7 protein-coding genes are annotated in these 16890 nt (G+C 56.3%); 4 read left to right on the top strand and 3 right to left on the bottom strand.

The window, feature by feature from the left end:
- Positions 1 to 57 precede the first annotated feature (57 nt).
- From RYH80_RS18645 to RYH80_RS18635, 3 genes are all read right to left on the bottom strand, one after another.
- Positions 58 to 2406, bottom strand: a complete 2349-nt coding sequence (locus RYH80_RS18645; RefSeq protein ID WP_370905603.1) for a hypothetical protein — start codon at positions 2404 to 2406, stop codon at positions 58 to 60.
- A 1223-nt stretch (positions 2407 to 3629) separates the two neighbouring features.
- Positions 3630 to 6041, bottom strand: a complete 2412-nt coding sequence (locus RYH80_RS18640; RefSeq protein WP_370905602.1) for a DEAD/DEAH box helicase — start codon at positions 6039 to 6041, stop codon at positions 3630 to 3632.
- 440 nt (positions 6042 to 6481) lie between these two features.
- A complete protein-coding gene (locus tag RYH80_RS18635) occupies positions 6482 to 7378 on the bottom strand; it encodes a hypothetical protein (RefSeq protein WP_370905601.1) in 897 nt (298 codons plus the stop codon).
- Positions 7379 to 7634: 256 nt separating this feature from the next.
- Here RYH80_RS18635 and RYH80_RS18630 point away from each other — a divergent pair, with 256 nt between their 5' ends.
- The 4 genes from RYH80_RS18630 to RYH80_RS18615 all read left to right on the top strand — a co-directional run bounded on the left by RYH80_RS18630 (position 7635) and on the right by RYH80_RS18615 (position 16799).
- Complete coding sequence (locus RYH80_RS18630) at positions 7635 to 8225, top strand: archaellin/type IV pilin N-terminal domain-containing protein (protein WP_370905600.1); 591 nt, start codon at positions 7635 to 7637, stop codon at positions 8223 to 8225.
- A gap of 137 nt (positions 8226 to 8362) precedes the next feature.
- Entirely contained in the window at positions 8363 to 12001 is a 3639-nt protein-coding gene (locus RYH80_RS18625; RefSeq protein ID WP_370905599.1) for a PKD domain-containing protein, read from the top strand.
- A gap of 122 nt (positions 12002 to 12123) precedes the next feature.
- Positions 12124 to 14400, top strand: coding sequence for a type B DNA-directed DNA polymerase (locus RYH80_RS18620; protein WP_370905598.1), 2277 nt, complete (start codon positions 12124 to 12126; stop codon positions 14398 to 14400).
- Positions 14401 to 15584: 1184 nt separating this feature from the next.
- Positions 15585 to 16799, top strand: a complete 1215-nt coding sequence (locus RYH80_RS18615) for a Cdc6/Cdc18 family protein (RefSeq protein WP_370905597.1) — start codon at positions 15585 to 15587, stop codon at positions 16797 to 16799.
- Positions 16800 to 16890: the final 91 nt, after the last annotated feature.

Below are 16890 nucleotides of genomic sequence, written 5' to 3'. Positions count from 1 at the left end.
AACGCAGATGATCTCTGAATTGGGGACAGTGACTGTCACTCCGCCAAGATGGGCTCGCTAGTGTCGTCTATGGATTAGTATCATAACGACAACTGCTGCAGCTCCTGTGACCATTGTGAAGCCGGGCCCTCGTGTTGCTGTTTGTTCTGTGTCTGTCACTGTCGGTTGTTTTTCGTACCCTTCTCCGAGGCCGTCTGGGGTCCCATCATCATCTGAGTCCTTCTCTAGTGGGTCTGTGTTGCTGGTCACTTCCTTCCCGTCTGGAATCCCATCTCCGTCTGTATCTTTTAGCGTTGGGTCGGTTCCATACTTATCTACCTCTTCACCGTCGGTAAGACCATCATTGTCGGTGTCAACAGCAGTTGGGTTTGTTCCCAGTTTCACCTCGCGTCCGTCTTCAAGACCATCATCATCTGTATCCGGAAGTGTGGCGTTTGTTGAGAGATTCAATTCTCGGGGGTCACTAAGCCCATCGCCATCGGTGTCGGTTTTGTTAGGGAGGAGGCCGAGCTCGATCTCGCGGGTGTCGTTGATCCCATCGTTGTCTAGATCGTAGCCAGCTGGGTCACGTCCGGCTTTGATCTCCGCCAGATCGTTCATTCCGTCATTGTCCGTATCAACCGCTGTTGGGTCCGTCCGGACGCCAGTGATTGGTGTGAGACCATCACCCTCGGTCTCGCGTCCATCCTTGATACCGTCACCGTCGGAATCAGGATCTTTCGGGTCCGTACTGAGGGTGATTTCCTTCCCGTCTTCAAGAGAGTCACTGTCCGAGTCGGGGTTGGTTGGCGACGTGTTGTACTGTTTTACTTCTTCCCCGTCTGTGAGTCCATCACTGTCACTGTCAGGGATGATGGGTGAAACTCCGCCTGATTCGTTGAGCCGCAGCTCTTTGCCGTCGCTCAACCCGTCATTATCGGTGTCGTTTGAGGCCGGATCAAGTGTGAATCCGTGCTTTTGCTCCATCCCGATGGCTTCGAATCGATCGTCAAGACCGTCGCCATCAGTGTCGGCCTGGGTAAGCGAGGTGTTGTACTTTCGGAGTTCGTCGTCGTCGTCGAGACCGTCATTGTCGGTGTCCTCTCTTGTCCAGTCCGAGCCGAGTTCGTGCTCAGTTCGGAACGGGACCCCGTCGCCGTCAATGTCGAATTTGTTTGTATAGAATGCCTTGGGGAGAGCGTACGTAGTAGTATTCCCTTTCGGGTCCGGCATTCCTTGACCGTTCATCCACCGTCTGAACTGAGCCCCGAGTACAACACCTGTCTCAGCCTTTATCGCCTTCTTTAATGACTGGTAGTTCACTCTCCGCTTCGTGTTCAGTCGTCTGAATACGTCAGTGATGCCTTTTTTGCCGTTTGTCTTTTTGTGAATTCGGTAGTGGATGTGTCCCAGAAGCACCCGTCCTTTGGTATAGTCAGCAAACCTCGACCGAGATTGACTAGTGAGATCGGCTGACTCGTAGTAGTGTGTATTATCATCCAAAGAATCGGGGTTATAGTGGTAACTGCCATTATCGGAAGCGTAGTAGCCGTCGATTATGTTTCTGTAATACCCGTCCCAAGCTTCAGTGAGCCATCTGACCTTCGGGGTATAGTAGTGGTCTGTAGCTATGTGTGTGTTCTCTGCTATGATTGAATTAAACTGACCATTCTCTCCAGTGAAAATGAATGATGACTTTTTTCTATCCAGTCTTCGGTTGACCACCGAGGTTTTAAATCCTCTGTTTGGAACTACGAATATATCTATTTCGGTGACATTCGACATGTACCATGCAAATGCAGCGCCGAGTCCTCTCATCCGTTTAGTTCCATAGTTGAGAGATTCATTTTCTGCCTTTGAACTTTTTACTACCGTGATATTAACACCCCCTTCGTTGAATGACTTAGTTTCATAATTTCCGATAAACGCTGAGCCAGAGCTCATGTAGTAGTTGTCCACTCCAGAGAGGCTATACTCTTCTGTTACAGTTAGGTTGCTTCGGTCCTTGAGAGGTTCAACGACCGGGGTTGGCACTACCTTTGGTTCAGAGTCTATATTGTTTCCACTCGAGAAAACCTTCACCGGGACTACCGCTGTATGGTTAGTTGTTTTACCCTTCTTTCCATCTATGGATATAACCGTACTTAGTGGTCCCCGTGTGACGGTCTTGATGTTCTCTCCGGGCGTCTTTATTGGGTCTTCCCAATTAGCGACTCGCAGATTAATTTCTCCCTGGCCCTTGGGCACGGTTATTGTTAACCTATACACTATCTCATTCTCACTTCCTGTAGTCGATCCTGTTCCGGAGACAGTGACATTCACTTCGCTGGATGTTCCGGGAGGGGCTGCCTGTGCAACCTGGCCAAGTGAAGCGATCAGGAAGATGCACAGTCCAATTCCTATGGCTACGTTTGTGAGTCGAACCATGTTACTGCCAGTTGTATCTGCAGGTACAAACTCCTCCTACATATACAGTTTCCTTTTTATTGCTGTAGGCGGAACGGCTACCTATGAGTCGGCTGCAAGCCGTACTAGTCGCATCACTTATTGTTTTGAGTGCCGGGTGTGGGGGTCTAGTCGGCGACGACAGTTCTACGCCAGGGACTGTCACAACTGAATCGGGAACATCGGAAACTCCGGGGGAGACTGAAGCGGAAAGATCTGCTAAGCAGCCCGAGACGCAAACACCGGTGTCAAGTTCAACTGAAGCTACGGCTACTGCTGACCTTTCGTTTGTATTCCCGGTTGGCGCTTCCGCTGATGGTGTCGATAGCCGTGTAGGCGCGTCGACGATCAACCACCTGATGTCTGGTAATTACACGTACCGGTTCATTTCTGACGGGAAGCCAGTGACGTCGCGCAGTATTACTGCATCAGTCGGAGAGGGTGGCCTTTCTGCTCGATCCCAATCTCCTGCCGGTCTTCTTCAGTACCGACTTTCAAACGGGCAGGGTATTGCTCAGTTCGCTCCGTCTTCGCAGTCGAGTGACCGGCTTTGGCGTCACTCAGCTGATCAGCGTGAGTTTGTTCGATTGGTCCTTCGGTCTGAGGTGTTTGTTGACGCTAGCCGACTGGGTGGATGGGAGTTTAGTAGGGTCGGCCTTCGTGATGGGGAACGCGTTGCAGTGTATCGTCTACAGGACTTTCAAGTAGCACCGGGCGATCTCCGTGTGGGACTCCAGAGTAGCACCGATGTGAATGGAACACTTGTAATCAACCAAGAAGGAGTGATTCGGCAGGTATCACTCACAGGGACTGTTGACGGGTCAACATTCGCTGTCTCATCTGGTGTACGACAGGCTGTTGAGGGAGCTGTTCGTACTGGTCCCCTTACTGGCGATCCTGTCACTGTATCCTATCGAGTTGCCGACAGAGGCGGGGGAATGGCTGTTTCCATTTCAGGGAGGGCTCCCCAGGGGAGCCAGCTTGCGATCATCAATCAGACTCAATTCACGTCTGTACGTGGAGAGTTCTCTAACGAAACTGTTTTTGTAGGAATCGTAGATGGAGAGGTGCGGATCAGCAGTTCACCGCTGTCAACTGAGGCCCGAGTTCCTGCAGGGGAGATCCGAGTTGTTGGAACAGCTCGAGGGGCACTCTGGTTCCGGGATCAAGTGAATACGAGTGTGGTTCTAGATCAGTGACCAAAGCTACTTTTTGAGTGCCTGAAGCACTACGTAGCCGCCGTCTTTGTGGAGATTGTCGTTTCCAGTGCGACAATGAGGATGATGGATACAGGTCGGACACCCAGTCGTACACGAACAGGTCTCGATGCGTGTGAGACTCTGATCAAGAATTGCTTTGATATCCTCAAACGCCTGGTCACAGAGGCCGGCTCCACCCGGATGCGTGTCGTGGATGAACAGTGTTGCAGTTCCTGTGTCCGGATGGTGATGACTCGTGATCCCACTGATGTCACGTCGGTCACACAGGTAGTTGACCGGGAACTGGCTGGTCAGTGTATGTTGGGCTGCGTGGAGCCCGGCACCGAGGAGGTCCGGATCGCCCAGCTTCTCTTCGATGGATGCAGTCGCTTTCTCGGAGAGAGACAGTGAGAGAGCCGTCGTATTATACGTGTATGAGGGGATGTGTGTTTCTAGATCGTCAATACCTATACGGTCAGGGTCAGGGTCGTTTTGGTACGCGTACTCGAGATACCCGTTGAACTCACGGGCGACGGAGACATCGGCGAGTGTGATCTCTGTGTCGAACACCCCGCCGATGTGGATGGTCTCGCGAGTTGCCTGGATGGAGATGGAGTGTTCTGTCAAGCTGGCTGTGTAGGACTCTGTGTCGTCGAGTGGGACGGCGAGTACCTGTTCATTATCATAGTCGGCGTCGGTGATGCGGTACTTCTGGCCGTTTGAGTAGTAAATCGCACCGGGGTGGGTGTCGCGGATTGCCTCGTTCCGACTTATTGTGGTGATGACTCCGTCGCTATCAGCGTCAAGTTCGGTGTCGGGGTCGTCAATCTGTGTCCTGTCCGCGACGATAATGTTGTCATCTGCGATTGACCTGATAGAGAAGTCGTAGTGTGGTGTCGTATCTACTTCATCTGGCCACCGGTAGTCAGTTCGTGTTTTGGTATCAACACGAGTGAGTGGCGAGGTATCTGTGAGTTCATCAAGCTGGCCAGCAAGGGAGTCACCGAACCACGTAGCGTCACTCTCTGTCAGGGGGACCTCGGCAGCAGCAGACTGGAGGTGATCGGGCTGGATGGCACTGTTCTCGTTGTTGACGGCCGCCTTTTCGGCATCCCCTTGGAAGAGGCTCGTCGGGTTCTCCATGATGTACTCGTCGAGCGGGTCGTCAGAGCCGACTAGGACCACAGCGCTGTCATCTGTCCCGCGGCCTGCCCGCCCCCCACGCTGAAATGTCTCCATCTTGGTTCCTGGATACCCGTCGAGGATGACGATGTCGAGCGATCCAATGTCAACACCGACTTCGAGGGCGCTGGTTGTCCACGCGCCGACGACTTCCCCGTTTCGAAGTTGGTGTTCGATTGTTGTCCGAGTCTCGTCTGGGAGGTGGGAGTGATAACTGGCGATTGCGTCCTCTGCCGGGAGTCCCGGTGCATTGGCAGCGCGTTGACGGGCTTGATCGACGTACTGCTCTGCTGTCTGCCGGGCATTCGTGAACACGAGTGTCTGATAACCTCGGCCGAGAAACTCTAGGAAGAGGTCGAGTGATGCTTGATGATTTGAGACGCGGGTGTTCGTGTCGGTAGCGTCATCACCGCGGTCTTTCAACGGTGGCTGCCACAACACCCAGTCTTGGCGACCTGATTCACTCGTATCGGTGTTGATGAGCGTAAACTCGTCCGGACAGCACCCCGTGACGGCGCTCGCATGTTCGACTGGATTCCCGATCGTCGCTGAGGCACAGATGAACTGTGGATCGGTGTCCAGAGTGCCTGTGTCACACAGGCGCTGTAGCCGGCGGAAGATGTTGGAAACGTGTGATCCGAACACGCCACGGAATTGGTGGACTTCGTCGACGACAACATAGGCGAGGTCTGCTAGCAGGTCACTCCACGGGCCGTCAATCGAGTACGGTAGAAGTGAGTTGTGTAGCATATCCGGCGTCGTGAGGAGGATATCCGGCGGCGACTGTCGGATCTCTCGACGCCGGTCCGTCGGTGTCGATCCAGTGTACTCACCCACAGTGATTGTTCGATTGGGATCGAGATCCTCGGCGTAGTTGCGGAAGGTAGCTGCCTGGTCGTTGATGAGGGCGCGCGTGGGCGCGATGTACAGCGTTGAACTGTCGTGTTCAAGCGCCGCTTCGAGCGCTGGGATCACATACGTGAGGCTCTTCCCAGAGGCTGTCGGCGTCGCGACGACAGTGCTCGTCCCGTCCCTGATGGCTCGGATGGCATCTGCCTGGTGCTGATACAGGCCGGAGAACCCACGTTCGTCGAGTCGCTGTGCGATGAGGGGGTGGAGTCTGATGGATGTGAGGGTGGCGGATGTCTCCGGGAAGACTTCGTGATGAACGATCTGGTCAGTCGTGTTCTTCCACGATGGGAGCCAGCTGACGGTCGGGGGGAGGTTTGCACTCATATGTCTGGGTGAGAGCGTGTGTCAGTGTATTTCTGGTGGGGATTTAGCTTTCCTGCTTGGTCAGTGCGGTAGCATCTTCGAGGACGGTTTCGACGTGTTCACGGCCGTACGTTGTGAGGCAGTGCTCGACAAGCTGGCCCTGCTGAAACTCGCCCCGTGCGAGGTCGAGTCTCGCGATCAACAGCGTGCAGACGAGACACACGGAGCGTGTACTGATGCTCGTGATGGTGCGTGCACATCCGGTGCACGGTGTCTCGTGGGGCTGCGTGTCGGTTGACGTGGTCGGTACAGAGTCCGACGGCTGGATGCGATCATCATGAACTCGTTCGGGTGCGTCACTGTGTGAGGTGAATGATTCGTCGAGTCGGAGTTGTGTACGTGGTGAGTCGGTCATCGGTCGTGAAGGATGGGAAGTGGTGGTGACGAACTAGGTATGGGAATCACAGACTGGCGAACTCTGATGCCAGTCCCGGTGTCTTGAGCGCGAACGCGGTTGCGATCACTGCCTGACAGAGCGCTGTGATTGGGAAGATCAGCGTCCCAATGAATCCGATCACTGGAATGTAGCCAACTGCGTTCAGGCCGAACACCGCCAGCTGGAGCGGTGCAGCGGCGACCCACGTCAGGAAGTACGATCGGCTCCGGATCGCTGTGAGCGTGTCGCGTCCAACTGCCTCTGCCATCGACCCGGTTCTGATTTGGCGAACGAGGATCGCTGGTGTGACGTAGGCAGTGACGAGCACGGCCCCGCCGAATACAACGAAGCCCCCGAGCGTGGACACGGTACCAACCAGTCCGGCGGCGACGAAGCCGATGAACCCGGCGACGATGAGCCAGCCAGCAGTCTTCATGAGGAATGAAGCGCCGGCTTTGAGCATCACGAAAGGGCTATCGAGGGGACTCGCTGGTCGGCGGCGGACAGCAGCACCCTTGATGCTGAGTGCGAGGAAGCCCCAGTACAGGACGCGTGGAAGCATGAGAAACGACGTCGCAAGTGACGCCGCAAGGATGACGAGTATTTTGAGGATTCGCGCGCGGCTGGCAACGACACTGACCAGATCAGCCACCGATAACCCAGCTGCCCATCCTGGGACAGCCACAGGAGACTCTGGTGACGAGTTCGAAGCCGGGTCCGTGCTGGTTGAGGCCGTTGACGAGGCGGTGCCAGCCGAGAGAGCACCCTCATACGACTCCCGCCCCCTCCGGCTCTGCTGTGAGTTCTTCTGATCAGCAACTCGGTCGAGCGTCTCTGGGGCGGTGTCGACGAGCGTGCGCGTATCATACTCAAACTCGTCGTCGGTCCGCTGCATATACTCTCTATCGGGGAGGCCTGTCATTTTGCACCCCTCGTACTTGCGCTCCGCACTTAAACTTCCGCGTGGCTGACCCACACACCACCATCATGTGAGAGAACACTGCAGTTGCGACGGTAAGTCGCTAGGCTTTTGAGGAATCGGATAGCACACGTATGTAACCCGGAGAATCCCTCACAGGGGAGCGCCTCGGTGCCACGGCTGGCACCGTTATCCCCATGTGTGGAACCGAAGGATTGTCCAATCAATCCTTCGATGTCTCCGGGATTCACAGAGAGCTATGAGCGTTCGCACACACCTCCACGACCGGTGGACCGAGCTTACAAGTTGTATCGATACCGACAGGGCTGTCTCGAACGTTGTCGGTGTGATCGTGTTCATCATCATCGTTGTTGCTGCCGGCGGCACGATCGGTGCCTTCGTGTTCGGCCTTGGCGGTGGCATCACGTCGAGTGCTCCACAAGCATCGTTGGCTGTCGCGGATGGGCCCGATGGTCAGACAGGTGACAGCGGTCAGAGCCTGATCCAGATCGACCACACCGGCGGTGCCGATCTCGCAATGGACGAGGTCATCATCGAGATCCGCCGACCCGAGTCCAACGCACTTGTGGCACAGTTCTCCGGACAGAGCGGTGACATCGACACGAACACCGGAGAAGGCAGTGCCTTCAGTTCAGGCGGTTTATCCATCGTCCTGAATGGACAGTCTTACGACACCCAGGCGCAGTTCACGTCTGGTGATCGAATGATGATCCAGGAGGGCAGTTCCGACGCCAGCTCGACAATGGCTAGTGGGTCACAATTCCGTGTGACGATTAAGCACATCGAGTCAGGTGAGGTCATCGGGGAACAGACTATCACTGTCCAGTAACGGTACTGCTATTCGTCGGGATTGCTGATGTGGCTTTCGAGGCTAGACTTCTTTGGTAGGCTGGGGGTCAGAGTGTGTGTGTGCGTTTGTCTAGATGGAAGCTTTGATATTGGTCCCCGTTATAGGCGGGTTTAATGATGTCAGAGCGACGCGGCAACGCGACAGCGGCTGGCGTGGTGTTGGTTGCGTTGCTCGTGGTTGCCTCCGCAACTGTGATTCCACATGCGGGGCTATCCTCGCCAACCCAACGCGTCAGCCCAAGTGGTTCAAGCGATCAAATCAAGTCGTCGCTTAAGGAGTCGATCGAAGGGTCAGAGGCACTTTCTGAGACTACTGGATCTTCCGAGCCCGTTGATGGTGAACTCGAGGAGGATGCCAGGGAGAGGCAAAACGCGCGAGGTGCGCGGCTCTTTGCCGGCCGCGGGCTTGCGGATGAGGTATCCGGCCTTCGTGAGTTCTTGAACGAAGGGGAAGCGACCGGTGACAGAGAAGGGCGTCGGTTCGGGCCAAACGGTGTCGGTAACCGCTCGGCTGTGCGAAAGCTGTTAAAACGTGCTGACGGCGAATCAGCTGCGCCTCTTCGAAAGAGTGAGACATTCAATTCTCTGGACAACGAGACTCGACGTGAGGTTCTCGCTGTTATCGAATCTATCTCTGAGCAGCAGGACCGCGCTGGGCAGGCGACGAGCGTCGTGCCAGTTACTGAGGACACGTCACCTGCAACCGTAGTGAGTCTCACCGGCGATAAAGACGATTATAACACACTCAATCTTACCCAAAAGAAGACAGTAGAAGTAACCGTGGAGAAGACAAGAAAGGTTGAGGAAACGTATGATGCCACCGTCAACTACACTACAACAGAGTGGCAGACGTGGCAAGAGCAGAAGCAGGTTCGGGAGGTGACTAAGACCGATAAATATCTTGGTTGGCAAACTCGGAAGTATAGTTACGACTATCCCGCTGGCTGGAATAACTGGAAGGGGCCATCTATCGATGAACGGGACGCGAGGAACCTTCGCGATTGGGCTGGCCTATCAAAGGATTTGCGAGTTGGGTACCCATATGGTTGGTTCAGCATATCCGACCTCACTACAACGTGGGATGAAGGCAACTCGAATAGAAAAACTGAGGTGAACTATTACAGAAGAGACTGCGATGAGTGGCAGACTATCCTCCACAATGACTGTGAGGAGCAAAGCCGGAGTGTTGAAATTCTGAAATATCAGGAGGAGTACGTCACAAAGACTGTCAATAAGTCCGGCTACAGAGAGGTCACTAAGACGAAGGTGGTTCAAAAAACCCGGATGGTCAATGAGACGTACACCGAGAAGGTGGATCGAGTACGGACGTTCAACAACAACCTGACTACAACTGCGGCTGACATGCCGACTGGCGGGAGTGATAGTGCTATCACTCTGACGAAGCGAGGGGAGCTCTCAGAGTTTGTCTTGACTGTGGGGACTCACTCGCTCCCCTTGGCAAAGAACGACCGACCTCTGCGTATTGTCTTTGACACTCGCAGCGGGCCTGAGTGGATCTCTCTTGAGGAGGACAAAACCCAGGGGTCGATCGTCATTCGAGATGATGAGGGGAACAGCGTCACCCGGCCTGTCGAACAGGGGCTGAAGTTCAACTTTGTTGAAGGAACAATCGTTGGCAAAGACAGTCCACTTGATGTTGGACTGGGGACTGGAGAGGGGAAGGTTGTCCTTGAGAACACTGAAGGCGTCGTCGGGTCGTTCGTTGTAGTCACAAACGGGACCGATATGGCTTCAGCTGAAGCGAGGTCTACAGACGCAATCAACACCAGCGGTGGTGTTGCATCTGCGAAATTCAAGGTTACCTATCAGTCTTCTGGGACCACCGTCTCGGAAACCATCACCGCGAATCCAAGTTACGGTGATATCGTCGACGATGAGTATGAGGGGGTTGAAAATCTAGCTCCCGTCCCCCGTGTGAGTGTGCGGAAGACGGTGGTACTCGGTCCGGATGGAACCGCGTCGACGACAGCAGTCGCCACGGGTTCGAATGATCCTGACGGATCCGTGAGTTCCTATCAGTGGCAGCTGATCAGCGGGCCGAGTTCAGCGACGATCGCCACTCCGAATGAAGGCGTTACTCCCCTGATCTTCTCTGATCCAGGTGAGTACACCTTCAAGTTGATAGTCACTGACAATGAGGGGAAGGCCGCATCGAAGACAGTGACGATCAAAGTTGTCGAGTCGACGAACCAGGTTCCGACAGTGTCAATTACGGGTGATACCCGGACACCTGAGTTGGACAGTGGGAGTGTGTCAACCACACTGACAGCCCAAGCCAGCGACCCTGATGGTTCAATCGTTGATTACAGCTGGTCGGTGGTTAGCGGCGACGCGTCGGCTGTCAGCATTGCGTCTCCTGGGTCTCCGCAAACGAGTATTGAGTTCACCTCGCCGGGGACTTACAAGTTCAGAGTGACTGTCAAGGACAGTGGGAACCCGCAGAAGAGTGCGTCTGCAACTACGGTCGTGTCGGTACCCGATGGTTCGGGGACGGTTCCTGATCCCGGTGATGGTCCTGGTGACGGTGGCGGTGACGGCCCTGGTGGCGGGACAGGAGGTGGCAGTATAGCAGCACAACTGAGGGGGCCTAGCACCGTACTGGCGTCTGCGACCACCCCGCCACAGTTCACTGTGGTGAATACGAACCTTGCGCTGGACTATACAGACGATATCGTCGACTGGAGCTACGAACGTGAGGGTGGTGGCTTCTACTCTGTTGGAGGGAGCACAGCTCCAACGCAGACACTGCCAATGCCGACTCCTGGAACGTGGACTGTCAGTGTCACTATTGATGGACCGGATGGTCGAACGACGTTAGAAAAGGACGTAGAAGTCCTAGCCCGGCCCTCTGCGTCAGTATCGTTCTCTGATGATCCAGCAAGTGCGTACGTCACAACGCAGGTACGGATCAGCGGCGATTCCTCGGAGTGGGGTAGCGTTGAGTTCCAAAACGTGGCCCGGCAGACAGGAAACACGGGGATCATCGACCCTGATCCGAGTTCGGTCTCTGCGCGGCCCCGAACGGTGACCGCGACACTTACTGATGTCAAGAACACGGGTGATGCGATGATCATCCGTGGACAGGTGGACATCTCGAAAGACCTTGACATCGACAATGACGGACTCAAAGACGTACGCGAGTATAATGGCCCGACGGAAGTCGACGTCGCAGACACTGACGGAGACGGGCTACTGGACGGTCGAGAGGTGGAGCTCATGCCGACGTCTGCTACTGATCCGGACACAGACGATGACGGTGTAAACGATCAGGCAGACGTGGCCCCGGTCACTCCTGAAGACGAAGACTCGTTCGAGCCCAACCCCGTTTCCCCCGACGGGAAGCCAGAGACGGACTGGGACAGTGACGGGATCCCCGATAGAGACGACAAGTGTCCGACACAGGCAGAGACAGATAACGGGTTCAACGATCTGGACGGGTGTCCTGACGAGGTGAAGAAGAAGCAGGTTGATGATCCGTATGACGGGATCTCTGACGGGATCGATGGTGGGGATGGAGGCGTTGACGACACGACGGACTACAGTGGTCCAGACGGTGGGAAGGATGTCGCTGACCTGGCAGACGTGATCGACCAGGTCACGTCACCGCTGTCGGATGGGTCAGACGGAACAGGGTCCGGTGACGGGGCGTCTGACACCACGTCAGGGTCTGATGATGGGTCAGACATGGGGCCGCCGACTGCGCCAGGGATTCCGACTGGTGCCCAACCGTTCTAGGCTTGGGGGCCTCACCGTTCATTCGGAAATCCATCAACCAGCCTGAACTGGACTGCTGCGGGTAGTAACTGGTTGTTTCTGTATTCCCGGAAACCCGGAAAGACCCCGATCAGGACTTTCTGATGTCGGGTCGAACCTCTGCTTATGCCAGAGGGGAAGCCGGAGGTCGAACGGAAATGCTGACTGCCGACTGGAGTCGAGATGGTCCTGTAGCATGGGCTGTGGACGGAGACAAATATACTGGCGGTGCTTCAGCAACTGTTCGAGAGAACTGTGACCCTGTGGTGTATGCGGTGAGCCGTAGGGGGGTAGAGCAAAGGAATCCAGACATGTCGGCGGTCGTTGGTGATCTTCACGACCTTTCACAGGCAGCAGAAGCCCATCCAGCTGTGAGAGAATCAACTATTGTTTGGCGCCAGCCGGGGTATCGCTGTGTTGACCAGCCAGTACTGCGATTGGCAGTAGATTGTGAGCATCGTACAGAGGGGGTTGGGGAGTGGATTGAGTCCCACGGACCACCAGGGCAGCGGCCGTACCGGCCGTTCAATATCGACTTGAGCCCGCAGTTCCGCGTGGCACTCGAGACAGAGGTATCCGTGACGCCGTCGCGACCGCTTCGCGTTGTCGCGCTCGGCGTCGACGAGACAGCACTTGGTGATCGCGAGACGGGGATCACGCTCAGTATGTCGCCTGCCGTGACGGGGAGTGATGCAATCGCGACGGCGTGTGCTCGACAGACGACTATCTCGGGGAGCGTCGAGGAAGTGCTTGGCCGCGTGGCATCGATCCTTCGCGACGGCGACCCGGACGTGCTAGTCGTGGACGGTGGGGCGGTGTTGCGGGAGCTTGAGGCGGTGGCAGCAGAGGCCGGTGTGACGCTCCCTCTGGGGCGTCAGGATGGCGTGCCGACGGATGGTGACGGCGTACGAGAGGTTGCTGCGGCGTCGACGTATTCGTCGTACGGGCAGCGCGAGTACAGTCCAGCGCGGTTCACAGTCCCCGGCCGTGTCGTCATTGATCGGTCGAACTCGTTCCTGCTAGAGGAGACGAACCTCGCGGGGTGTCTCGATCTCGTTGAGCGAACGGGGAAACCGCTGGAGGAACTCGCGTGGGCGTCGGCGGGCGCGGTGTTCACAGCCTTGCAGATCCGGGAGGCGGTGGAGCGTGATGTCCTTGTGCAGTGGCGTGCGTGGCGGCCAGAGGGGTTCAAATCGGCGCGGACGCTCCAGGCGGCCGACCGCGGCGGGCTCACATTGTCGCCGTCTGTGGGGGTCCACGAGGACGTCCACGAGCTCGACTTCGGGTCGATGTTCCCGAATCTGATTGTCCGGGAGAACCTCTCGCCAGAAACGGTGCGATGTCAGTGCCACGGTGGCCGTGATGTGCCTGAGCTGGGGTACACTTTGTGTCCAGACGATGGCGTCCTGCCCGATGTGCTCGAACCGCTGATCGACGAACGCGACCAGCTGAAGGACCGGCTTGATAGTGAGGAGGTGTCGGCAGGCGAGCGATCGCGGCTTGAGGGACGCGCGAGTGCGCTGAAGTGGGTCTTGGTGACGGCGTACGGGTACCAGGCGTTCTCTCACGCGAAGTTCGGCCGGATTGAGGTCCACGAAGCGATCAACGCCTACGCTCGCGACGTACTTCTGGAGGCGAAGACGGCGCTTGAGGATGGTGGGTGGCGCGTGCTCCACGGGATCATCGACTCGATCTGGGTGACGCCGCGGCCTGACACTGAACAGCGGCCGCTGCCGGAGATCGCCCAGGAGGTGTCGATCGCGACTGAGATCCCGCTGGAGTACGAGGGCGGATTCGACTGGGTGGCGTTCTGCACGACGCGAGACGGAGAGGCTGGGGCGCTGACTCGGTACTACGGGAAGCGAGCTGGGGAAGACGAGTACAAGATCCGGGGGGTAGAGTGTCGGCAGCGCTCAACGTGTGCGTGGATTGATGAGGTGCAACGTGAGTGTATCGGGATGATGGAGGCGGACGCGGCCGTCGACGAGGTGCTCCGGCGGGTCGCGACGGCGCTAGAGCGGCTCGAGGCCGGCGACGTGCCGGCCGAGGAGCTGGTGATCACTGAGCGGGTATCGAAGCCGTTCGAAGCGTACTCACATGCCACGCCGACGGTGCTGGCGCTCCAGCGCGCTCACGACCGCGGGCGCGATGTCCACCCAGGGCAGGACATCGCGTACGTGATCAGCGACCACGAGAGGCAGACTGTCGACGCGGTTAGACTGCTGGGTGAGCTGGGTGGATCGGCCCCGATTGATCGCGACGAGTACCGACGGCGGCTGGTGCGTGCTGTAGCGAGCGTTCTGTCAGCGGTCGGGATCACCGTAGAGGACATTGAAGATCGGCTAGCAGACGGGCATGATGTGCAACTGGCGAGCTACTGAGGCCCCGCACACGAACTTGTGGACCGGAGGGCTCGACGTTCGCACTTCACCGCAGGCGGGACGCCCGGTTAGCAGGATGTTCACCCCTGCTGCGGCGTCTTAGCGATGGGGTGTCAATCTGCGAGCGTATGCACACACACCTTTTTCGAAATGAAAATGAGACTGACGTGGTGCGGGGGACCCACACACCTTTTTCGAAATGAAATTGGTGGAGTACGAGTGTGAAACACTCGAGAAGTGGTCATCCTGTCTTCAAAATGGCTTCTCTCCCGGTGGACGGGGCCGAGTGCCTTGGGGACGGACCACAAGCCGGTCACCCGTACCCTGGAGCTTCGTTCTCAACGTATCGGCAGGCGAGGCAGACGCAGTCGTCAGTATGGTCACGCGCTGTCTCAACGATCTCTGTAAAGCTGAACGACGCTAAGGCGTTCGCCGGGTCGGGAGTATGCAAGATAGCCCAGCGATCACACCCTGTACACGTGATCTGTGCTGTGGCTGATTGGAACTCGATGTCTGCACCGCACCGCGGGCAGGAGGCTCGTTCAGCGGGGAGTGTCGTCCGCGTCATCGTCTGTGGGCTCTTAGTGGTGGGAGCGTCAAATGTAGTCGGGCGTCTCCTAGTGACGGACGTGCCTACCACCGTTTCGAGTGTTTCGAGTGTTTCGAGTGTTGCCGGTTTCCGGGATTAGTTAAAAACACCCCCACACCCCACTTTGCGAGTGTTAGTCTCGTCGAAGAGGGGTGGGGGGTTGACCCTGCCACCTGTATATCGGGGTGAAAGACGATAATGGCGTGTAGAAGACCTGTACCAGTTGCTGGTGTGGATGAAGTATCATCGCGAAGGGGGAGGGAACTGCTGTAGTTACCGCCCTTCTACAACACGTTATTATAAATGTTGTTATTGTTGTTGTTGTTGCCGGTAGTGGCACTGCTGTATCCACAGTAGAGTGCTCCTTATCCGTAATCTGATGTTTCACGGTTGGGGTTCATCCTGTCTTTATCTACTATGTGTTGCGGTGGGTTCCCCCCACCCCACCGTTCTCACCGCTAACACTCGCAAAGTGGGGTGTGGGGGTGTTTATAAAGAAACCGTGATTACGGGAACACTCGAAACACACGAAATGGGGTGGGTTTTCGAAAGGCGTGTCGGTAGAGTTAACCCGCTCTAGATATTCGGTGCTGGCATGGAGCCCTTCAGCCGGGATAGCGATATCTTTCGGTCCGAGCACGTCCTCCGCGACTCTTATACCCCAGACGAGCTCATGGAGCGTGAGGAGGAACGACAAGATTACATCCAGGCGCTTCAGCCGATCGCAAATGCGTCGGTTCCTCAGAATATCTTCGTGTATGGCGATACGGGGGTTGGCAAAACTGACGCGACCCAGATCGTCTTGGGAGAATTAAAAGACGCTACCGAGGAGTATGATGATGTTGATCTCGAGACCATTTGGGTGAACTGCCGTGACCGGTCGTCGTATGACGTTGTCACACAGCTTGTCAACACGTTCCGGTCATCGTCTGAGGAGATCTCGTCGACTGGGCATTCGACGAGCCGAGTATATGAGTTCCTATGGGAAGAAATCGAGAGTTGTGAGGCAACGCACGTGGTGGTTGTGCTGGACGAAATCGACTCGTTGGGCGAAGATGATTCGCTGCTGTATCAGATCCCGCGGGCGGAGTCAATTGGGAATCTGGAGGAAACACACGTGGGGTTGATCGGGATCTGTAACGACTTCAGGTATCGCGACGGCCTGTCCCCTCGTGTGACGTCGACACTGTGTGAGTTCGAGATTCGGTTCGGGCCATACGATGCGGACGAGCTAGGAGCAATCTTGGAACAACGTGCAGACGAGGCGTTCTACCCGGGAGCGATTGATGATGGAGTGATTGAGTTGGCAGGCGCGCTTGCGGGTCAAGACACTGGGTCTGCGCGCCACGCGATCGATATCCTACATAAGGCAGGGACGCTAGCCCGTCGACAGGGAGCGTCTGAGGTGACTGACGACCATGTGAGAGAAGCACAGCGGTTGGTTGAGGAGTCTGTGATCGAGCAGGAACTTCGTGATCTCCCGACACAGAGCCACATTGTGTTATATGCAGTTACTGCTCTGGAAAAGGCTGACCGAGCACCAGCACGCCGGCAGGAGATTTACGGGATTTATGAAAAAGTGTGCGGGCAGGTGGATGCGACGGTCAAGTCAGAGCGGACTGTTCTCAACCGACTGAACAAGCTGGCGATGAAGAGCTTTATCGAAACAACCGATGATAATCAGGGGAAGGCAGGTGGCCGCCGGTATGAATATAGCCTGAACATCGATATTGATTTGGTGGTCAATGCGTTGCGGGCCGACGATCGCCTCCGCGATGCCACTGCTGGGCCATCACTTGCTGAAGAGTAGCCGATTGTCCCTGTTTGGATTTCTGGCTCTCATCCTTCACAGGTGGATCGGACTGTGTGTCCCCGAGTTCGGATTAATCGCTGTACTGCGG

It is taken from the genome of Halobaculum sp. MBLA0147 (assembly GCF_041361345.1).
GTDB lineage: Archaea > Halobacteriota > Halobacteria > Halobacteriales > Haloferacaceae > JAHENP01.
This window is presented reverse-complemented; position numbering and strand designations above follow the sequence as displayed.